At 63.2% G+C, this 19,323-nt stretch carries 31 protein-coding genes; all 31 read left to right on the forward strand.

What is annotated here, in order from left to right; genetic code table 11:
• Window positions 1–33: 33 nt before the first annotated feature.
• The 31 genes from tuf to ACLB90_RS13880 all read left to right on the forward strand — a co-directional run bounded on the left by tuf (window position 34) and on the right by ACLB90_RS13880 (window position 19,303).
• Window positions 34–1,224 (forward strand): elongation factor Tu, encoded by a 1,191-nt coding sequence (tuf, locus tag ACLB90_RS13730; RefSeq protein WP_411850006.1) that lies wholly within the window; start codon window positions 34–36, stop codon window positions 1,222–1,224.
• Window positions 1,225–1,557: 333 nt separating this feature from the next.
• Window positions 1,558–1,869, forward strand: a complete 312-nt coding sequence (rpsJ, locus tag ACLB90_RS13735) for a 30S ribosomal protein S10 (RefSeq protein WP_010341589.1) — start codon at window positions 1,558–1,560, stop codon at window positions 1,867–1,869.
• A gap of 11 nt (window positions 1,870–1,880) precedes the next feature.
• Window positions 1,881–2,531 (forward strand): 50S ribosomal protein L3, encoded by a 651-nt coding sequence (gene rplC, locus ACLB90_RS13740; protein ID WP_411850013.1) that lies wholly within the window; start codon window positions 1,881–1,883, stop codon window positions 2,529–2,531.
• Between the two features lie 12 nt (window positions 2,532–2,543).
• Window positions 2,544–3,149 carry a 50S ribosomal protein L4 gene (gene rplD, locus ACLB90_RS13745; protein ID WP_017355406.1) on the forward strand — a complete coding sequence of 202 codons (606 nt, stop codon included), beginning with the start codon at window positions 2,544–2,546 and terminating at the stop codon, window positions 3,147–3,149.
• Window positions 3,146–3,445, forward strand: coding sequence for a 50S ribosomal protein L23 (gene rplW, locus ACLB90_RS13750; RefSeq protein ID WP_411850014.1), 300 nt, complete (start codon window positions 3,146–3,148; stop codon window positions 3,443–3,445). Before rplD ends, rplW begins: the two co-directional genes overlap by 4 nt.
• A gap of 10 nt (window positions 3,446–3,455) precedes the next feature.
• Window positions 3,456–4,283 carry a 50S ribosomal protein L2 gene (gene rplB / locus ACLB90_RS13755; protein ID WP_017355408.1) on the forward strand — a complete coding sequence of 276 codons (828 nt, stop codon included), beginning with the start codon at window positions 3,456–3,458 and terminating at the stop codon, window positions 4,281–4,283.
• Between the two features lie 6 nt (window positions 4,284–4,289).
• Window positions 4,290–4,559: a 30S ribosomal protein S19 gene (rpsS, locus tag ACLB90_RS13760; RefSeq protein ID WP_017355409.1), complete on the forward strand. Its 270-nt coding sequence runs from the start codon at window positions 4,290–4,292 to the stop codon at window positions 4,557–4,559.
• A 12-nt stretch (window positions 4,560–4,571) separates the two neighbouring features.
• Window positions 4,572–4,907, forward strand: a complete 336-nt coding sequence (gene rplV, locus ACLB90_RS13765; RefSeq protein WP_017355410.1) for a 50S ribosomal protein L22 — start codon at window positions 4,572–4,574, stop codon at window positions 4,905–4,907.
• Window positions 4,908–4,924: 17 nt separating this feature from the next.
• Complete coding sequence (gene rpsC, locus ACLB90_RS13770; RefSeq protein WP_017355411.1) at window positions 4,925–5,656, forward strand: 30S ribosomal protein S3; 732 nt, start codon at window positions 4,925–4,927, stop codon at window positions 5,654–5,656.
• A gap of 5 nt (window positions 5,657–5,661) precedes the next feature.
• Window positions 5,662–6,075 carry a 50S ribosomal protein L16 gene (gene rplP / locus ACLB90_RS13775; protein ID WP_017355412.1) on the forward strand — a complete coding sequence of 138 codons (414 nt, stop codon included), beginning with the start codon at window positions 5,662–5,664 and terminating at the stop codon, window positions 6,073–6,075.
• A complete protein-coding gene (rpmC, locus tag ACLB90_RS13780) occupies window positions 6,075–6,260 on the forward strand; it encodes a 50S ribosomal protein L29 (RefSeq protein ID WP_017355413.1) in 186 nt (61 codons plus the stop codon). The genes rplP and rpmC overlap by 1 nt, the downstream gene beginning before the upstream one ends.
• 11 nt (window positions 6,261–6,271) lie before the next feature.
• Entirely contained in the window at window positions 6,272–6,541 is a 270-nt protein-coding gene (rpsQ, locus tag ACLB90_RS13785) for a 30S ribosomal protein S17 (protein WP_017355414.1), read from the forward strand.
• A gap of 13 nt (window positions 6,542–6,554) precedes the next feature.
• On the forward strand, window positions 6,555–6,923 hold the full coding sequence (gene rplN / locus ACLB90_RS13790) for a 50S ribosomal protein L14 (RefSeq protein WP_038690286.1): 369 nt from the start codon (window positions 6,555–6,557) through the stop codon (window positions 6,921–6,923).
• Between the two features lie 16 nt (window positions 6,924–6,939).
• Complete coding sequence (gene rplX / locus ACLB90_RS13795; protein ID WP_017355416.1) at window positions 6,940–7,257, forward strand: 50S ribosomal protein L24; 318 nt, start codon at window positions 6,940–6,942, stop codon at window positions 7,255–7,257.
• Window positions 7,258–7,267: 10 nt separating this feature from the next.
• Window positions 7,268–7,810, forward strand: a complete 543-nt coding sequence (gene rplE, locus ACLB90_RS13800) for a 50S ribosomal protein L5 (protein WP_038690283.1) — start codon at window positions 7,268–7,270, stop codon at window positions 7,808–7,810.
• An 18-nt stretch (window positions 7,811–7,828) separates the two neighbouring features.
• Entirely contained in the window at window positions 7,829–8,134 is a 306-nt protein-coding gene (gene rpsN, locus ACLB90_RS13805) for a 30S ribosomal protein S14 (RefSeq protein WP_411850015.1), read from the forward strand.
• A gap of 242 nt (window positions 8,135–8,376) precedes the next feature.
• A complete protein-coding gene (rpsH, locus tag ACLB90_RS13810; protein WP_019186156.1) occupies window positions 8,377–8,775 on the forward strand; it encodes a 30S ribosomal protein S8 in 399 nt (132 codons plus the stop codon).
• An 18-nt stretch (window positions 8,776–8,793) separates the two neighbouring features.
• On the forward strand, window positions 8,794–9,321 hold the full coding sequence (gene rplF / locus ACLB90_RS13815) for a 50S ribosomal protein L6 (RefSeq protein WP_411850016.1): 528 nt from the start codon (window positions 8,794–8,796) through the stop codon (window positions 9,319–9,321).
• 32 nt (window positions 9,322–9,353) lie between these two features.
• A complete protein-coding gene (rplR, locus tag ACLB90_RS13820) occupies window positions 9,354–9,707 on the forward strand; it encodes a 50S ribosomal protein L18 (RefSeq protein WP_411850017.1) in 354 nt (117 codons plus the stop codon).
• A gap of 158 nt (window positions 9,708–9,865) precedes the next feature.
• A complete protein-coding gene (gene rpsE, locus ACLB90_RS13825) occupies window positions 9,866–10,408 on the forward strand; it encodes a 30S ribosomal protein S5 (protein ID WP_017355422.1) in 543 nt (180 codons plus the stop codon).
• Window positions 10,401–10,592 carry a 50S ribosomal protein L30 gene (rpmD, locus tag ACLB90_RS13830; RefSeq protein ID WP_017355423.1) on the forward strand — a complete coding sequence of 64 codons (192 nt, stop codon included), beginning with the start codon at window positions 10,401–10,403 and terminating at the stop codon, window positions 10,590–10,592. Before rpsE ends, rpmD begins: the two co-directional genes overlap by 8 nt.
• A gap of 4 nt (window positions 10,593–10,596) precedes the next feature.
• Window positions 10,597–11,040: a 50S ribosomal protein L15 gene (gene rplO / locus ACLB90_RS13835; protein WP_017355424.1), complete on the forward strand. Its 444-nt coding sequence runs from the start codon at window positions 10,597–10,599 to the stop codon at window positions 11,038–11,040.
• A gap of 3 nt (window positions 11,041–11,043) precedes the next feature.
• Window positions 11,044–12,399: a preprotein translocase subunit SecY gene (gene secY / locus ACLB90_RS13840; RefSeq protein ID WP_411850018.1), complete on the forward strand. Its 1,356-nt coding sequence runs from the start codon at window positions 11,044–11,046 to the stop codon at window positions 12,397–12,399.
• Between the two features lie 347 nt (window positions 12,400–12,746).
• Window positions 12,747–13,103, forward strand: a complete 357-nt coding sequence (rpsM, locus tag ACLB90_RS13845) for a 30S ribosomal protein S13 (protein ID WP_017355426.1) — start codon at window positions 12,747–12,749, stop codon at window positions 13,101–13,103.
• A 12-nt stretch (window positions 13,104–13,115) separates the two neighbouring features.
• Window positions 13,116–13,505, forward strand: a complete 390-nt coding sequence (gene rpsK / locus ACLB90_RS13850) for a 30S ribosomal protein S11 (RefSeq protein ID WP_017355427.1) — start codon at window positions 13,116–13,118, stop codon at window positions 13,503–13,505.
• A gap of 14 nt (window positions 13,506–13,519) precedes the next feature.
• Entirely contained in the window at window positions 13,520–14,149 is a 630-nt protein-coding gene (rpsD, locus tag ACLB90_RS13855) for a 30S ribosomal protein S4 (protein WP_017355428.1), read from the forward strand.
• 55 nt (window positions 14,150–14,204) lie between these two features.
• A complete protein-coding gene (locus ACLB90_RS13860; protein WP_411850019.1) occupies window positions 14,205–15,203 on the forward strand; it encodes a DNA-directed RNA polymerase subunit alpha in 999 nt (332 codons plus the stop codon).
• A 201-nt stretch (window positions 15,204–15,404) separates the two neighbouring features.
• Window positions 15,405–15,788, forward strand: coding sequence for a 50S ribosomal protein L17 (rplQ, locus tag ACLB90_RS13865; protein ID WP_411850020.1), 384 nt, complete (start codon window positions 15,405–15,407; stop codon window positions 15,786–15,788).
• A gap of 376 nt (window positions 15,789–16,164) precedes the next feature.
• The gene (locus ACLB90_RS13870; protein WP_017355431.1) at window positions 16,165–16,677 is read left to right on the forward strand and encodes a disulfide bond formation protein B; all 513 of its coding nucleotides are present in this window, start codon (window positions 16,165–16,167) and stop codon (window positions 16,675–16,677) included.
• A 36-nt stretch (window positions 16,678–16,713) separates the two neighbouring features.
• Window positions 16,714–18,096 carry a class II 3-deoxy-7-phosphoheptulonate synthase gene (locus ACLB90_RS13875; protein ID WP_411850021.1) on the forward strand — a complete coding sequence of 461 codons (1,383 nt, stop codon included), beginning with the start codon at window positions 16,714–16,716 and terminating at the stop codon, window positions 18,094–18,096.
• A 97-nt stretch (window positions 18,097–18,193) separates the two neighbouring features.
• Window positions 18,194–19,303, forward strand: a complete 1,110-nt coding sequence (locus ACLB90_RS13880; RefSeq protein WP_411850022.1) for a mechanosensitive ion channel family protein — start codon at window positions 18,194–18,196, stop codon at window positions 19,301–19,303.
• Window positions 19,304–19,323: the final 20 nt, after the last annotated feature.

Here is a 19,323-nt window from a genome sequence, read left to right on the forward strand (position 1 = left end):
CTCCCTCTTTTCTGATATCCAAGGTATACAACAATGGCAAAGGGTAAGTTCGAGCGCACCAAGCCGCACGTCAACGTCGGCACCATCGGTCACGTCGATCACGGCAAGACCACGCTGACCGCCGCACTGACCAAGATCGGTGCCGAGCGCTTCGGTGGCGAGTTCAAGGATTACTCCGCGATCGACGCCGCGCCGGAAGAAAAGGCACGTGGCATCACGATCTCGACCGCGCACGTCGAATACGAATCCACCGAGCGTCATTACGCCCACGTGGATTGCCCGGGCCATGCTGACTACGTCAAGAACATGATCACCGGTGCTGCCCAGATGGACGGCGCGATCCTGGTGTGCTCGGCCGCTGACGGCCCGATGCCGCAGACCCGCGAGCACATCCTGCTGTCGCGTCAGGTCGGCGTGCCGTACATCGTCGTGTTCCTGAACAAGGCCGACATGGTGGACGACGCCGAGCTGCTGGAACTGGTCGAAATGGAAGTCCGCGAGCTGCTGAGCAAGTACGACTTCCCGGGCGACGACACCCCGATCATCGCGGGTTCGGCCCGTCTGGCGCTGGAAGGCGACCAGAGCGATATCGGCGTGCCGGCCGTGATCAAGCTGGTCGAAGCTCTCGACAGCTGGATCCCGACCCCGGAACGCGACATCGACAAGCCGTTCCTGATGCCGGTGGAAGACGTGTTCTCGATCTCGGGCCGCGGCACCGTGGTGACCGGTCGTATCGAGCGCGGCGTGATCAAGGTCGGCGAAGAAATCGAAATCGTCGGTATCCGTCCGGTCCAGAAGACCACCGTCACCGGCGTGGAAATGTTCCGCAAGCTGCTCGACCAGGGTCAGGCAGGCGACAACGCCGGTCTGCTGCTGCGCGGCACCAAGCGTGACGACGTCGAGCGTGGCCAGGTGCTGGCCAAGCCGGGTTCGATCAAGCCGCACACCCAGTTCGACGCCGAAGTCTACGTCCTGTCCAAGGATGAAGGCGGCCGCCACACCCCGTTCTTCAAGGGCTACCGTCCGCAGTTCTACTTCCGTACCACCGACATCACCGGTGCGGTCGAGCTGCCGGAAGGCGTGGAAATGGTCATGCCGGGCGACAACGTGAAGATGGTTGTCACCCTGATCAACCCGGTGGCAATGGACGAAGGCCTGCGCTTCGCCATCCGCGAAGGCGGCCGTACCGTCGGCGCCGGCGTGGTCTCCAAGATCATCGCGTAATCTGCTAGAATCGGCGCCCCGATGTTGCCTGGGTAGGGCATCGGGGCGTTCAACAACGGGAAAAGAGGCGCAGGACGCTCCTCGTGTTCCCCAGACCAGGAAGGGTCGCGCCATTCAGGCTTTGTCAATAGGTCTCCTGTTGACGGGCGCTTTGTATGCGCGCTATACTTTTTGTCTGGGCAGATCGGGAGACCGGTCTGCCTCGATTTTTGAGGTCTATGGAAAGATCTTGTCGCCGCGCAGGACTGTGCGGCGTCTGCATTCAGGATATTCATGGGACAAGGCAACCCAGAGGCCTTGTCCGTCGCTCTTTTAACGAAGGAACCCACCGTCATGGCGGACCAAAAGATCCGAATTCGGCTGAAGGCGTTCGATCATCGTCTGATCGACCGTTCGGCCAGCGAGATCGTAGAAACGGCAAAGCGGACCGGCGCGCAAGTGCGTGGCCCGATCCCGCTGCCGACCAAGATCGAGCGTTACACCATCCTCGTCTCCCCGCACGTCGACAAGGACGCGCGTGACCAGTACGAGACCCGCACGCACAAGCGCGTGCTCGATATCGTCGACCCCAACGACAAGACCGTGGACGCGCTGATGAAGCTCGAACTGGCTGCCGGCGTCGACGTTCAGATCAAGCTGACCTGAGGACTACGACCATGACGAAGAAATATTCGTTGGGCTTCGTGGGCCGCAAGGCTGGCATGAGCCGCGTGTTCACCGAAGATGGCCAGGCCATCCCGGTGACCCTGATTGAAGCTACCCCGAACCGCATCGCGCAGATCAAGACCGTCGAAGCCGACGGCTACAGCGCCGTGCAGGTGACCGTCGGCGCGCGTCGCGCTGCCCTGGTCAACAAGCCGGAAGCCGGTCACTTCGCCAAGGCGAAGGTCGAAGCCGGTCGTGGCCTGTGGGAATTCCGCGTTGAAGACGCCCAGCTCGGCGAATTCGCCGTCGGTGGCGAAGTCAAGGCGGACATCTTTGAAGTTGGCCAGAAGGTCGACGTCCAGGGTGTCACCAAGGGTAAGGGCTTCCAGGGCACCATCAAGCGCTACAACTTCCGTATGGGCGATGCAACCCACGGTAACTCGCTGTCGCATCGCGCGCCGGGTTCCTTGGGCCAGCGCCAGACCCCGGGTCGCGTTTTCCCGGGCAAGAAGATGTCCGGCCACATGGGTTCGGTGCAGCAGAGCACCCAGAACCTTGAAGTGGTGAAGGTCGATGTCGAACGTGGTCTGATCGCGATCCGTGGTGCCGTTCCGGGCGCAGCGGGTGGTGACGTGATCGTTCGTCCGGCTAGCAAGGCATAAGGAGAGATGACGATGGAACTCGTTATCACGGGTAGCAACAACAAGGTCTCGGTCTCCGATGCCGTGTTCGGTCGCGATTTCAGCGAAGATCTGGTTCACCAGGTCGTCGTTGCTTACCGCAACGCCGGTCGCGCCGGCACCAAGGCACAGAAGACTCGCTCTGAAGTGGCTGGTACCACCAAGAAGTCGAAGAAGCAGAAGGGCGGCGGCGCGCGTCATGGCGCACTGACGGCTCCGATCTTCGTCGGCGGCGGTGTCACCTTCGCGGCCAAGCCGCGCAGCTTCGAGCAGAAGGTCAACCGTAAGCAGTACCGTGCAGCCATGTGCGCGATCCTGTCCGAGCTGAACCGCCAGGGCCGTCTGACGATCGTGGAGTCCTTCGATGTCGAAGCGACCAACACCAAGTCGTTGATCGCCAAGCTGGCCGGCCTGGAAGTGGGCAAGCGTCCGCTGATCGTCACCGAAGAGGCTTCCGAGCACCTGTACCTGTCGGCGCGCAACATTCCCTACGTGGAAGTGCGTGACGTCCAGGGTCTGGACCCGGTGTCGCTGGTGGGTGCCGACACGGTCGTCATCACCGCTGACGCGGTCAAGAAGGTCGAGGAGTGGCTGGCATGAACGCCAACGAGAAAGTCTTCAGCGTTCTTCGCGCTCCGCGAGTCTCCGAAAAGACCGCGCGCCTGCAGGAACATTCCAACCAGTATGTCTTTGAAGTGTCGAACGAAGCGACCAAGGCCGATGTAAAGGCCGCGGTTGAGCAGCTGTTCGATGTCAAGGTCGAGTCGGTCAACGTGCTGAACGTGAAGGGCAAGAACAAGTCCTTCCGTAACCGCAACGGCCGTCGCGGCGATTGGCGCAAGGCATACGTGCGTCTCGCCGATGGCCAGTCCATCGATGTAACGGCCAAGGCCTGAGGTACATCCCATGCCATTGATGAAATTCAAGCCCACTTCCCCCGGCCGTCGTTCGGCCGTGCGCGTGGTTACGCCCGATCTGCACAAGGGCGCACCGCACGCAGCGTTGCTGGAGCCGCAGAGCAAGTCGGGTGGTCGTAACCACCACGGCCGTATCACCACCCGTCACGTTGGTGGTGGCCACAAGCAGCACTACCGCGTCATCGACTTCAAGCGCAACAAGGAAGGCATTCCGGCGCGCGTGGAACGCATCGAATACGATCCGAACCGCACCGCCCATATCGCCCTGCTGTGCTACGTCGACGGCGAGCGTCGCTACATCATCGCACCGAAGGGCCTGAAGGCCGGTGACCAGGTGATCGCGGGCTCGGATGCGCCGATCAAGACCGGCAACACCCTGCCGCTGCGCAACATCCCGGTCGGTACCACTGTCCACGGCATCGAACTGAAGCCGGGCAAGGGTGCCCAGATCGCGCGTGCCGCCGGCGCTGCCGTGCAGCTCGTCGCTCGTGAAGGCATCTACGCCACCCTGCGCCTGCGCTCGGGTGAAATGCGTAAGGTGCCGGTCGAGTGCCGCGCCACCATCGGTGAAGTCGGCAACGACGAGCACAACCTGGAAAAGCTGGGCAAGGCTGGCGCCAAGCGCTGGCGCGGTGTCCGCCCGACCGTTCGTGGTGCTGCCATGAACCCGGTTGACCATCCGCACGGTGGTGGTGAGGCGAAGGCCGGCCAGGGTAACCCGCATCCGGTCACCCCGTGGGGTGTCCCGACCAAGGGCTACAAGACGCGCCATAACAAGCGCACCCAGCAATTCATCGTCCGCGATCGTAGGGGCTAATCGACCATGGCACGTTCACTCAAGAAGGGCCCGTTCGTCGATCACCACCTCGTCAAGAAGGTGGAGGCCGCTGCGGGTAGCAAGAAGCCGATCAAGACCTGGTCGCGCCGTTCGATGATCCTGCCGGAAATGGTAGGCATCACCATCGCCGTTCATAACGGTAAGAACCACGTTCCGGTGCTCGTCAACGAGAACATGGTCGGCCACAAGCTCGGCGAATTTGCCATCACCCGGACCTTCAAGGGTCACGGTGGTGACAAGAAGTCGGGCAAGTAAGGAGAGATGACAATGGAAGCGAAAGCAATCCTGCGCTCCGCGCGCATCTCTGCGCAGAAAGCCCGTCTGGTCGCTGACCAGGTGCGCGGCCTGCCGGCCGAGCGTGCGGTCAACCTGCTGAAGTTCTCGGACAAGAAGGCTGCCCACCTGATCAAGAAGGTGGTGGAGTCGGCTATTGCCAATGCCGAGAACAACCAGGGCGCCGACGTCGACGAGCTGAAGGTTCAGACCATCATGGTAGATGAAGGTCCGACCCTGAAGCGTTTCATGGCGCGGGCGAAAGGCCGCGGCACCCGCATCCTCAAGCGCACCAGCCACATCACTGTGGTTGTGGGCGCCGGCAAGTAAGCGGAAAGGAAAACACCATGGGTCATAAAGTTCATCCGATTGGTATCCGCCTCGGCATTTCCAAGGACTGGAACTCCAAGTGGTACGCCAACAAGGCCGAGTTCGCTGGTTACCTGGCGGCCGACCTGAAGGTGCGGGACATGCTGCGCAAGAAGCTTGCGCAGGCCGGCATCAGCAAGATCCTGATCGAGCGTCCGGCCAAGACCGCTCGCGTGACGATCCACACCGCCCGTCCGGGCGTGGTGATCGGCAAGCGCGGTGAGGACATCGAGAAGCTGCGCAAGGAAGTGAGCGAAATGATGGGCGTCCCGGCGCACATCAACGTCACCGAAGTGCGCAAGCCCGAGCTGGACGCACAGCTGGTTGCCGAGTCGATCGCGCAGCAGCTGGAGCGTCGCATCATGTTCCGCCGTGCAATGAAGCGCTCGGTCGGCAACGCGATGCGCCTCGGTGCCCTGGGCATCAAGGTCAACGTCGGTGGCCGCCTCAACGGTGCGGAAATCGCCCGTTCGGAGTGGTACCGCGAAGGCCGCGTGCCGCTGCACACGCTGCGTGCCGACATCGACTATGGCTTCGCTGAAGCCAAGACGACCTACGGCATCATCGGCATCAAGGTCTGGATCTACAAGGGCGAGGTTTTCGATTTCTCCCAGGTTGGCCAGGAAAAGCAGGACGATTCCCCGCGCAACGATCGTAACGATCGCGGCGACCGCGGTGACCGTCAGCGCCCGGCCCGTGAAGCGAGGTAACGACAATGTTGCAACCCAAGCGAACCAAGTACCGCAAGGTACACAAGGGCCGTAACGATGGCCTGAGCTGGAGCGCCAACGCTGTCAGCTTCGGCGAGTACGGCCTGAAGGCAACCGCTCATGGTCAGCTGACCGCGCGTCAGATCGAAGCGGCTCGCCGCTCGATCAGCCGCTACGTCAAGCGCGGCGGCAAGATGTGGATCCGAGTGTTCCCCGACAAGCCGATCACCAAGAAGCCCATCGAAGTCCGAATGGGTTCTGGTAAGGGCAACGTGGAGTACTGGGTCGCCCAGATCCAGCCCGGCCGCATGATCTATGAAATTGAAGGTGTGGATGAAAGCGTGGCTCGCGAGGCGTTCCGCCTGGCAGCTGCCAAGCTCTCCGTGACCACCACCTTCGTGACCCGGACGGTGATGTAATGGATATCAAACAACTTCGCGAAAAGTCGGCTGACGATCTGAAGGCCCACCTGACCGACCTGCGTAAGGAGCAGTTCTCGCTCCGTATGCAGCAGGTTACCGGCCAGCTGCCGAAGACTCACGAAACCCGCCGGGTCCGCCGCGAGATCGCTCGCGTCAAGACCCTGCTCGGCAGCACCAAGTAAGGATGGCCGCGATGAGCGACAATACTGAAAACAAGACGCTGCGCACGGTCGAAGGCCGTGTCGTCAGCAACAAGATGGACAAGACGGTCACCGTGTTGGTGGAACGCCTGGTCAAGCACGCCCTGTACGGCAAGTACATCAAGCGTTCGACCAAGCTGCACGCCCACGACGCCGACAACGCCTGCAACGAAGGCGATGTCGTCCGCGTGACCGAGATTGCTCCGATGTCCAAGACCAAGAACTGGCGCGTGGTGGAAGTCATCACGCGTGCGGCTGAATAAGGAGATCTGAATCATGATCCAGATGCAGAGCTACCTCGAGGTCGCGGACAATTCCGGTGCCAAGGAAGTGATGTGCATCAAGGTGCTGGGCGGCTCCAAGCGTCGCTACGCCCACATCGGTGACATCATCAAGGTCACCGTGAAGGATGCGATCCCGCGCGGCAAGGTCAAGAAGGGTGAAGTGTTCGACGCCGTCGTGGTGCGTACCCGCAAGGGTGTGCGTCGCGCCGACGGTTCGCTGATCCGTTTCGACGCCAACGCTGCGGTCCTGCTCAACAACAAGCAAGAGCCGATCGGCACCCGCATCTTCGGACCGGTGACGCGTGAACTTCGTACCGAGAAGTTCATGAAGATCGTCTCGCTCGCTCCCGAAGTGCTGTGAGCGACAGGAGATAATCATGGCTAACCGTATCAAGAAGGGCGACCAGGTCGTCGTCAACACCGGCAAGGACAAGGGCAAGCAGGGCGAAGTCGTCCGCGTCGACGGCGATCGTGTGATCGTCGCCAACGTGAACATCGTCAAGCGCCACACCAAGCCGAACCCGCAGGCAGGCGTTGCCGGCGGCGTGGTCGAGCGTGAAGCGTCGATCCATATCTCCAACGTGAACGTGCTCAACCCGGCTTCGGGCAAGGGCGAACGCGTTGGTTTCAAGGTGCTGGAGGATGGACGCAAACTGCGTGTGTTCCGCTCCAGCGGTGAGGCGCTCGACGCCTGAGGATGCGCTGATGAATACCCGTCTCGAAAAGTTCTACAAGGAAGAAGTGGTGCCGGCGCTGATGAAGCAGTTCGGCTACACCAATCCGATGCAGGTTCCGAAGCTGGTCAAGGTCACCCTGAACATGGGTGTCGGCGAAGCAGCCACGAACAAGAAGATCCTGGAAAACGCCGTCGCCGACATGGCCAAGGTCTCCGGCCAGAAGCCGATCGTGACCAAGTCCCGCGTCTCGGTGGCTTCGTTCAAGATCCGCGATGGTTGGCCGATCGGCTGCAAGACCACGCTGCGTCGTGAAAAGATGTATGAGTTCCTGGATCGCCTGATCAACATCTCGCTGCCGCGCGTGCGCGACTTCCGTGGTGTCTCGGGTCGCTCCTTCGACGGTCGTGGCAACTTCAACATGGGTGTGAAGGAACAGATCATCTTCCCGGAAATCGACTTCGACGCTGTCGACGCGATCCGCGGCATGGATATCGCCATCACCACCACCGCCAAGACCGACGCGGAAGCGAAGGCGCTGCTCGCAGCGTTCAAGTTCCCGTTCCGTAACTGATACGTCGAGGAATCCGAAATGGCAAAGACCTCCATGGTCAACCGCGATCTGAAGCGTGCCAAGCTGGCCGCCAAGTACGCCGGTAAGCGTGAAGAGCTGAAGAAGATCATCTCCAGCCCGACCGCTTCGTACGACGAAAAGGCTGACGCCGTGATCAAGTTGCAGAAGCTGCCGCGCGATTCGTCGCCGAGCCGCCACCGCAACCGTTGCGAACTGTCCGGCCGCCCGCGTGGCGTTTACAGCAAGTTCGGCCTCGGCCGCAACAAGCTGCGCGAAGCCACCATGCGTGGCGACGTGCCGGGCCTGCGCAAGGCCAGCTGGTAAGGGATTCGTCCCTGTGGCAAGGGGTGGGCCTGTTCAGGCTCACCCCAACTTGAAGAGTCCGACCCTGGTCGGGCTCTTTTTGTCGTATACTCCCGCGTCTGACTTGCCCGCAAGGGTGGGGTAGGGTGTTGGTAGAGCGGACGGTTCTGGTCCGCTGAACCAGAATGACGGGCCGGAAGGCCCATTCCAAAAAAGCAAGATTTTCGCGAAAGCGGATATCGGTGCACTCAAAGGTATCGACTATGAGCATGACTGATCCCATCGCCGACCTGCTGGTACGCATCAAGAATGCGGCCGCGGTTGGCAAGCAGACGGTGAAAGCACCGTCCTCCAAGATCAAGGTTGCAATCGCAGAAGTGTTGAAGGCCGAAGGCTATATCACCGACCTGCGCGTGACCAAGATCGAGAACAACAAGGCCGAACTTGAAATCGTCCTGAAGTATTTCGAAGGCAAGCCGGTCATCGAGACCCTGAAGCGCTTCTCGCGTTCGGGTCTGCGCCAGTACCGTGGCAAGTCTGAGCTGCCGAAGGTCCTGAACGGCCTGGGCATCTCCATCATCTCCACCTCCAAGGGCATCATGACTGATGCGCAGGCGCGCCAGCTGGGCGTCGGCGGCGAAGTCCTGTGCTTCGTGGCCTAAGGCGAGAAGGAAACTACTATGTCCCGCGTAGCCAAGAAGCCGGTCAACCTGCCCAAGGGCGTTGAACTGAACATCCAGTCTGATTCCGTCAGCGTGAAGGGCCCGAAGGGCACCCTGTCGCTGCCGAAGGTCGCTGGCGTCGAAATCACCGTTGAAAACGGCGTTGCCAGCCTGGCCGCCAATGATCCGTCGCTGACTGCCCTCACCGGCACCGTGCGCGCGATCCTGGCCAACATGGTCCACGGCGTCACCGAAGGTTTCGAGCGCAAGCTCGAGCTGGTCGGCGTCGGTTACCGTGCCGCCATGCAGGGCAAGGACCTGAACCTGTCGCTCGGTTTCTCGCACCCGGTCGTGTTCGTGGCGCCGGAAGGCATCACCCTGTCGACCCCGACCCAGACCGAAATCGTGGTCCAGGGTACGGACAAGCAGCAGGTCGGTGAAGTTGCCGCCAAGATCCGTGGTTACCGTCCGCCGGAGCCCTACAAGGGCAAGGGTGTGAAGTACGCCGGCGAAGTCATCATTCGTAAGGAAGCCAAGAAGGCCTAATTCAGGTCCTCAGCTTTCCAAGGAAAAAGATAATGAACAAGAACATCGCTCGCCTGCGTCGTGCCAAGTCGACCCGTGCACACATCCGCGAACTCGGCGTGCCGCGTCTGTCGGTGCTGCGCACCGGTCAGCACCTGTACGCCCAGGTCTTCACCGCCGATGGCTCCAAGGTGCTGGCTGCTGCCAACACCACCCAGGCCGACGTCAAGGAAGGCCTGAAGAACGGCAAGAACAGCGACGCCGCCGTCAAGGTTGGCAAGCTGGTTGCCGAGCGCGCCAAGGCTGCGGGCATCGAGAAGGTCGCTTTCGACCGCTCGGGCTACCGCTACCACGGCCGCATCAAGGCTCTGGCCGATGCAGCCCGCGAAGGCGGCCTGCAGTTCTAAGGGATAAGGAAGCGGGGCATCGCCCCGCTTCCGCCTGCCTGCCGGCGCGGGTTGCGCCGGGCGACGTCCTTCTTATGCAGGGGCGCTCGATCCACCGCTCCATCTCACAGCTATAAGCGGCCTCGAGCCGTACATACTCAATCAATCAAGGAATCAACATGGCAGAAGAACGTCAGCCGCGGGGTCGCGATCGCGATCGCAACCGCGAAGAGAAAGTCGACGACGGCATGATCGAAAAGCTGGTCGCGGTCAACCGCGTCAGCAAGACCGTCAAGGGCGGTCGTCAGTTCACCTTCACCGCACTGACCGTGGTCGGTGATGGCGAAGGCAAGGTCGGTTTCGGTTACGGCAAGGCGCGCGAAGTGCCGGTCGCCATCCAGAAGTCGATGGAGCAGGCGCGCAAGAACCTGGCCACCGTCGATCTGAACAACGGCACCCTGTGGCACCCGGTCAAGGCCGGCCACGGCGCAGCCCGCGTGTTCATGATGCCGGCATCGGAAGGTACGGGCGTCATCGCCGGCGGCGCCATGCGCGCTGTGCTGGAAGCCGTTGGCGTGAAGAACGTGCTGGCCAAGGCGGTCGGTTCGCGTAACCCGATCAACCTGGTTCGCGCCACGCTGAAGGGCCTGACCGACATGCAGTCGCCGGTCCGCATTGCGGCCAAGCGCGGCAAGAAGGTGGAGGATCTCAACCATGGCTAATGAAACCGCCAAGACCGTCAAGGTCCGCCTGGTGCGTGGCCTGCGTGGCACCCAGTCGCGTCACCGCCTGTCGGTGCGTGCGCTGGGCCTGAACAAGCTCAATGACGTGCGTGAACTGAAGGACAGCCCGCAGGTTCGCGGTCTGATCAACAAGGTTCAGTACCTCGTCCAGGTTGAGGAATAATCCAATGACCATGCATCTCAATGAACTGAGCCCGGCACCGGGCGCGCGCAAAGAGCGCACCCGCGTGGGCCGTGGTATCGGCTCGGGCCTGGGCAAGACCTGCGGCCGCGGCCACAAGGGTTCGTTCGCCCGTAAGGGTGGCGGCAAGATCAAGGCAGGCTTCGAAGGCGGCCAGACCCCCATGCAGCGTCGTCTGCCGAAGGTCGGTTTCCGTTCCAAGATCGCCAAGGACACGGCTGAAGTCCTGTCGTACCACCTGGACAAGCTGGAGGCCGGTGAGGTCGATTTCGCCGCGCTGCGCGCTGCGAAGCTGGTCCCGAGCACGGCCAAGAAGGCCAAGATCGTCATGAAGGGCGGCCTGACCAAGGCCTTCACCCTGAAGGGCATCGCTGCAACGGCCGGTGCCAAGGCCGCGATCGAAGCTGCCGGCGGCAGCGTACAGGAGTAAGACATGGCGCAAGCTGGCATTGGTAACCTCGGCGGCGGGCTCGGCAAGTTCACGGAACTTCGCCAGCGTCTGCTGTTCGTCCTCGGGGCTTTGGCTGTCTATCGCATCGGCTGTTATGTGCCGGTGCCGGGCGTCAATCCCGATGCCATGCTTGCGCTCATGCAGGCGCAGGGCGGCGGCATCGTGGACATGTTCAACATGTTCTCGGGCGGCGCCCTGCACCGTTTCAGCATTTTTGCGCTGAACGTCATGCCGTACATCTCGGCATCGATCGTGATGCAGCTGGCGGTCCACATCTTCCCGGCATTGAAGGCAATGCAGAAGGAAGGCGAGTCGGGCCGTCGCAAGATCACCCAGTATTCCCGCATCGGCGCCGTGTTCCTGGCGGTGGTGCAGGGCGGCAGCATCGCGCTGGCGCTGCAGAACCAGCTGTCCCCGGGCGGTGCGCCCGTGGTCTACGCGCCGGGCATGGGCTTTGTGCTCACTGCCGTGGTCGCGCTGACCGCCGGCACCATCTTCCTGATGTGGGTCGGTGAGCAGGTGACCGAGCGCGGCATCGGCAACGGTGTGTCGCTGATCATCTTCGCCGGTATCGTTGCCGGCCTGCCGGGCGCGGTCATCCACACCGTGGAAGCCTACCGCGACGGCAACATGAGCTTCATCGCCCTGCTGCTGATCGTGCTGGTGGTGCTGGCCTTCACCTACTTCGTGGTGTTCGTCGAACGCGGCCAGCGCCGCATCACGGTGAACTACGCACGTCGCCAGGGTGGCCGCAACGCGTACATGAACCAGACCTCGTTCCTGCCGCTGAAGCTGAACATGGCGGGCGTGATCCCGGCCATCTTCGCCTCCAGCATCCTGGCGTTCCCGACGACCCTGGCGATGTGGTCCGGCCAGGCCAGCTCGGCCACGTGGCTGCAGAAGGTTGCCAGCGCCCTCGGGCCGGGCGAGCCGCTGCACATGATCGTGTTCGCCGCGCTGATCACCGGTTTCGCGTTCTTCTATACCGCGCTGGTGTTCAACTCGCAGGAAACCGCCGACAACCTGAAGAAGTCGGGCGCGCTGATTCCGGGCATCCGTCCGGGCAAGGCCACCGCCGACTATATCGACGGCGTGCTGACCCGCCTGACCGCAGCCGGTTCGCTGTACCTGGTGATCGTCTGCCTTCTGCCGGAAATCATGCGCACCCAGCTCGGCGCGTCGTTCTACTTCGGTGGCACCTCGCTGCTGATCGTGGTGGTGGTGGTGATGGACTTCATTGCCCAGATCCAGGCCCACCTGATGTCGCACCAGTATGAGAGCCTGTTGAAGAAGGCGAATCTGAAGGGCGGCAACCGCGGCGGTTTTGCCCGCGGCTGATTCACCTGTTACACTAGTCTTCTTGTTGCGAAGGCCCTCCGGTTCCCGGACCTGGCCTTCCAAATCGAAGGGCGGCCCCCGCAGCGGTCTCGGGTGGGGGTGAGATGTGGTGGTCCCGCGCGGGAGTAGCGCGGGCGGCGGCGAGGGCAACCTCTGCAGTCAACGACATCCGGCGCCGGAGCATGGGCACACTCCCCATGCCGGGCTCATGAAACCTTCGTGGTTTCACGGGCTTCCAAGTAAACCGAGACCTTGATAGAATCGCTAGTTCACTTTTTTGATCCATCCTGCCGGATTGGCGCGCCCGTGGTGCGCTGTCGGCCATCACTCAGCTGGAGAACCGCGTCATGGCGCGTATTGCAGGCGTCAACCTGCCAGCCCAGAAGCACGTCTGGGTCGGGTTGCAAAGCATTTACGGCATCGGCCGTACCCGTTCGAAGAAGGTCTGCGACGCCGCAGGCGTGACCTCGACCACCAAGATCCGCGATCTGTCGGAGCCGGAAATCGAGCGTCTGCGCTCGGAAGTGGCCAAGTACATCGTGGAAGGCGATCTGCGCCGTGAAATCGGTATCGCGATCAAGCGCCTGATGGATCTGGGCTGCTACCGCGGTCTGCGTCACCGTCGCGGCCTGCCGCTGCGTGGCCAGCGCACCCGTACCAACGCCCGCACCCGCAAGGGCCCGCGCAAGGCGATCAGGAAGTAAGGGACCTAAGAAATGGCTAAGCCCGTCGCTAAGACCAAGAAGAAGATCAAGCGCGTCGTCACTGACGGCGTCGCCCACGTCCACGCTTCTTTCAACAACACCATCGTGACCATCACCGACCGTCAGGGCAACGCTCTGTCGTGGGCGACCTCCGGTGGCGCTGGCTTCCGCGGTTCGCGCAAGTCCACCCCGTTCGCTGCCCAGGTGGCTGCCGAGAAGGCCGGCCGTGCCGCGCTCGACTACGGCGTCAAGTCCCTGGAAGTCCGCATCAAGGGCCCGGGTCCGGGTCGTGAGTCGGCCGTGCGCTCGCTGAACAACGTGGGCTACAAGATCACCAACATCATCGACGTGACGCCTATCCCGCACAACGGGTGCCGTCCGCCGAAGAAGCGTCGCGTCTAAAGGAGCGATAAGAAATGGCTCGTTATATCGGTCCTACCTGTAAGCTCGCCCGCCGCGAAGGCGCCGACCTTTCCCTCAAGAGCCCGGCGCGCGCGCTGGACTCCAAGTGCAAGCTGGAGCAGAAGCCCGGCCAGCACGGCGCGACCGCCCGTAAGGGCAAGCTGTCCGACTACGCCACCCAGCTGCGTGAAAAGCAGAAGGTCAAGCGTATCTACGGCCTGCTGGAGCGTCAGTTCCGCAACTACTACAAGAAGGCCTCGACCAAGAAGGGCAACACCGGCGAGAACCTGCTGCAGCTGTTGGAAACCCGCCTGGACAACGTCGTCTATCGCATGGGCTTCGCTGTGACCCGTCCGGCTGCTCGTCAGCTGGTCTCGCACCGCGGTGTCACCGTGAACGGCAAGTCGGTCAACCTGGCTTCGTACCAGGTCAAGGCTGGCGACGCCGTCGCTCTGTCCGAGAAGGCCGCCAAGCAGCTGCGCGTTCAGGAAGCCCTGACCGTTGCCGCCCAGCACGACCTGCGCCCGTCGTGGGTTGAAGTGGATTCCGGCAAGTTCGCCGGCATCTTCAAGGCTGTGCCGGATCGTGCGGACCTGCCTGCGGATATCAACGAAGCGCTGATCGTCGAGTTGTATTCGAAGTAATTCACATTGGAGAATCCCCGGCGACGGCCGGGGATTCACTAGGAGAACCCGCAACATGACGGTTACCGCCAACCAGGTTCTGCGTCCTCGCGGTCCGCAGATCGAACGCCTTACCGACACCCGCGCCAAGGTCGTTATCGAGCCCTTGGAGCGTGGTTACGGGCATACGCTGGGCAATGCCCTGCGTCGCGTGCTGCTGTCGTCCATCCCGGGCTTCGCCATCACGGAAGTCGAGATCGACGGCGTGCTGCACGAGTACACCACGCTCGAAGGCTTGCAGGAGGACGTGCTGGAAGTCCTGCTCAACCTGAAGGACGTGGCCATCCGTATGCATACCGGTGACAGCGCTACCCTGTCGCTGTCCAAGCAGGGTCCGGGTGTTGTGACCGCTGCCGATATCAAGGTCGACCACAACGTCGAGATCCTCAACAACGACCATATCATCTGCCACCTGACCAAGGACACGGCAGTCAATATGCGTCTGAAGATCGAGCGTGGCTTCGGCTACCAGCCGGCGGCCGCGCGTCGTCGTCCGGACGAAGAAACCCGTGCCATCGGTCGTCTGGTCCTGGACGCCTCGTTCTCGCCGGTCCGTCGCGTCGCCTATTCGGTGGAAGCGGCCCGCGTCGAACAGCGTACCGACCTGGACAAGCTGGTGCTGGACATCGAAACCAACGGCACGATCGATGCCGAGGAAGCCGTGCGCACCGCCGCCGACATCCTCAGCGATCAGCTGTCGGTCTTCGGTGACTTCACCCACCGCGACCGCGGTGCGGCCAAGCCGGCCAACAACGGCGTGGATCCGGTGCTGCTGCGCCCGATCGACGACCTGGAACTGACCGTGCGTTCGGCCAACTGCCTGAAGGCAGAGAGCATCTACTACATCGGCGATCTGATCCAGAAGACCGAAGTGGAACTGCTCAAGACCCCGAACCTCGGCAAGAAGTCGCTGACCGAGATCAAGGAAGTCCTCGCACAGCGCGGTCTTTCGCTCGGCATGAAGCTGGAGAACTGGCCGCCGGCCGGTGTCGCCCAGCACGGCATGCTCGGCTGATCCAGCGCTACGCAAGATGCGTGACCCCGCACCTTCGGGTGCGGGGGCTTCACCCGCAACACCTCGCATCGACAGGCCCATAGCCTGCGGTGACGGTCGGCCAGGAGGGCCGGCACCGGACCATCCGCAGTCCAAGCAGCAACGCCGGGAAGGCGACAGCGATACCCAACCGATCCAACATTCACTTCAGGAATCACCGTCATGCGTCATATGAAATCCGGTCGTAAGTTCAACCGTACCAGCGCCCACCGCGAAGCAATGTTCAAGAACATGGCCGCGTCGCTGTTCAAGCACGAGCTGATCAAGACCACCCTGCCGAAGGCCAAGGAACTGCGCCGCGTTGCCGAGCCGCTGATCACCCTGGCCAAGGTCGACTCCGTTGCCAACCGCCGTCTGGCCTTCGCCCGTCTGCGCGACAACGAAGCCGTGGGCAACCTGTTCACCATCCTGGGCCCGCGCTACGCGAACCGTCCGGGTGGCTACCTGCGTCTGCTGAAGTGCGGTTTCCGCGCTGGCGACAACGCGCCGATGGCCTACGTGGAACTGGTGGACCGTCCGGCCGTGGCTGAAGCCGTCGAAGAGTAATCGACGCGCAACACCCGTTATTCGGTGAAGAACCCGGCCTTGTGCCGGGTTTTTCCGTTTAGGGGGTGCTGCGAGGTCAACAGCGGAGCCAAAACGCTGTAGTTCCGTTCTTCCGGTGGGCGCCGGCAGGCGTGGGGGCGCGGGACACGCCGTGAACCCATCCCTGGGGGCTCGTAGAAAACATCCCTGTTTTCTACGGTCCCGCGCCCCCAGGCCTGCCGGCGCCTGGACGGTTACCTGGCGGCCCAGCGACGAAGTCTGTTGGCGTCCCGCTGCAATCCAGAACAGGCTGTCTGGTCGGCTGGGCCGATGGTCGGCGGCTGAGGGCCGTGAGGGCCTGTTAATCTTGTCGTCTGGACGTTCACGAGTGTTGGCAATGAATCCACTGCGTTGGAGTTACCGTGCCCAGTTCCTGCTGGGTTTCCTGGTCTGCGTTGGCCTGCTGGCCTATGCGATTTTCCTGCAGCTCAAGATCGGTCTTGAGCCGTGCCCGCTGTGCATCTTCCAGCGGCTGGCGTTTGCCGCGCTTGGTCTGCTGTTCCTGATCGGGGCCCTGCACGGGCCGCGTGAGCGCGCGGGGCGGGCGACGTACGGCGTGCTGGCCTTCATTGCTGCGGCGGTGGGAATCGGCATTGCCGGGCGCCATGTCTATGTGCAGCTGCTGCCGAAGGACATGGGCTCGAGCTGCGGTCCGCCGCTGGCGTTCCTGAGCGAGACGATGGGTCCGCTGGAAGTGTTCCGTACCGTGCTGACCGGCACCGGTGACTGCGGCAACATCGACTGGCAGTTCCTGGGCCTGACCATGCCGATGTGGAGCCTGGTGTGGTTCGTGCTGCTGGCTGCCTGGGCGCTGTTCGCCTCGTTCCGTCGCCCTGCGCGACGTAGCTGATTTCCCTGATTGCTCCATCCCCCACTGGATATACCGATGAACGCTGCCGATCCCGCCACTGCCCCCGCCATGCTGCCGACCGACTGGTCGCCGGAGAGCTGGCGCGGCAAGCCGGCGCTGCAGATGCCGACCTATCCCGATCCGGTGGCGCTGGATGCGGCGCTGCATGAGCTCAAGCGCCTGCCGCCGCTGGTGACGTCGTGGGAAATCCTGGCGTTGAAGCAGCAGTTGGCGGAAGCACAGGAGGGCAAGCGCTTCCTGCTGCAGGGCGGTGATTGCGCGGAGAACTTCAGCGACTGCGAGTCGACCACCATTTCCAACCGGCTCAAGGTGCTGCTGCAGATGAGCCTGGTGCTGGTGCACGGGCTGCGCAAGCCGGTGACGCGGGTGGGGCGCTTTGCCGGGCAGTACGCCAAGCCGCGGTCGGCCGACACTGAAACGCGCGATGGGGTGACCTTGCCCAGCTACCGCGGCGACGTGATCAATGCGCCGGAGTTCACCGAGGCCGCGCGCCTGCCCGACCCGCGGCGGATGCTGCAGGCCCACGCGCATTCGGCGATGACGATGAACTTCGTGCGGGCGCTGATCGATGGCGGCTTCGCCGACCTGCACCATCCCGAGTACTGGAACCTGGACTGGGTGCGGCATTCGCCGCTGGCGGGCGACTACCAGAAGATGGTGGCCTCGATTGGCGACGCGGTGCGCTTCATGGAGACGCTGGCGGGTTCGCAGGTGCACAACCTCAACCGCATCGACTTCTACACCTCGCACGAGGCGCTGCTGCTGCCCTACGAGCAGGCCCTGACCCGTCAGGTGCCGCGTCAGCAGGGCTGGCTGAACCTGAGCACGCACTATCCGTGGATCGGCATGCGCACGGCCGCGCTGGATGGCGCGCATGTGGAGTACCTGCGCGGTGTGCGCAATCCGATCGCGATCAAGGTGGGGCCGTCGGTGCAGCCGGACCAGCTGCTGCGCCTGATCGACGTGCTCAACCCGCACGACGAGCCGGGGCGTCTGACCTTCATCCACCGCATGGGGGCGGCGCAGATCGCCGAGAAGCTGCCGCCGCTGCTGCAGGCGGTCAAGCGCGACGGGCGGCGCGTGCTCTGGGTCTGCGATGCGATGCATGGCAATACCGAAAGCACCAGCAACGGCTTCAAGACGCGTCGCTTCGACAACGTACGCAGCGAAGTGGAGCTGTCCTTCGACCTGCACGCGGCAGCGGGCACGCGACTGGGTGGCGTACACCTGGAGCTGACCGGTGAAGACGTGACCGAATGCACCGGCGGCGCGCGCGAGCTGACCGAGCGCGACCTGGAGCGTGCCTACCGCTCCTCGGTGGACCCGCGTCTGAACTACGAGCAGTCGCTGGAGATCGCGATGGCGATCGTGCGCAAGCAGGAGCACCACGCCGCCTGATCGGCGGCGTCCACGCGCGGCTTACATCCGGGCGACATCGCGGTCATCGGTGTCCCGGCATCCTGTGGTCTTCCAGACGGGATCACGGGAGCGTGCGGTGACAGTGGATTGGCAGGTGGCAGCGGCATATCTGTGGCCGGTGGCGATCGCCTTGGCGGTCGGTATCGTGGGGTGGTGGTTGCTGATGGCCCTGACGCGGCGCCTGAAAGGCAGTGAGCGTCGACGCGCGCGGATCGCACGGGTGTTCAGTCGCCCCTTGGCCTTCGCGTTGCCCCTGCTGCTGCTTGTTCCCGCACTTGAAGCGACCCCGCTGCAGGGGCGCTGGCTCGATCAGTCGCTGCGGCTGCTGCACATCGGGCTGACCGCCTGCGTGATCTGGTGCCTGGTGCGGGCAGTGGCCGCCGGCGAGCAGGCGATCCTGCGCGACCACCCGATGGAAGTGGCCGACAACCTGCAGGCCCGCCGCATCCAGACCCAGACGCGCGTGCTCAGCCGGGTGCTGATGGGCGCGATCATCCTTGTGGGGGTATCGCTGATCCTGCTGACCTTCCCGATGGTGCGCCAGATCGGCACGGCACTGCTGGCCTCGGCGGGCATCATCGGCCTGGTGGCCGGTATCGCAGCCAAGCCGGTATTCGGCAACCTCATTGCCGGACTGCAGATCGCCTTGACCCAGCCGATCCGGCTGGACGACGTGGTGATCGTGGAGGGCGAATGGGGCCGGGTCGAGGAAATCGGCAGCAGCTACGTGGTGGTGCGCATCTGGGATGAGCGGCGCATGGTGGTGCCGCTGACCTGGTTCATCGAGCACCCGTTCCAGAACTGGACCCGGCGCAGCGCGGACCTGCTGGGGACCGCCTTCCTCTGGCTGGACTACCGCGCGCCGATCAACGCGATCCGCGCCGAGCTGGACCGGATCTGCCATGCCGAGCCGCTGTGGGATGGGCGGGTGTGCGTGACCCAGGTAACCGAGACGTCCGAGCACACGATCCAGCTGCGTCTGCTGGTCAGCGCGCGCAACTCCGGCGATGCGTTCGACCTGCGCTGCCTGGTGCGCGAACGGATGCTGGAATTCATCGCCCGCGAGCATCCGCAGGCCTTGCCGCGGACCCGCGCCGAGCTGCTCCAGCAGCCCGACCCGCAGCAGCGGCCGCGTGCGCAGGTCCTTGACGGCGTCCGCTCGCCCGGCGCCGAAGACGGCCCGTAGTGCCGGCCGCTGGCCGGCTG

Source organism: Stenotrophomonas sp. LGBM10 (genome assembly GCF_046736075.1).
In the GTDB taxonomy this organism is placed as follows: Bacteria; Pseudomonadota; Gammaproteobacteria; order Xanthomonadales; family Xanthomonadaceae; genus Stenotrophomonas.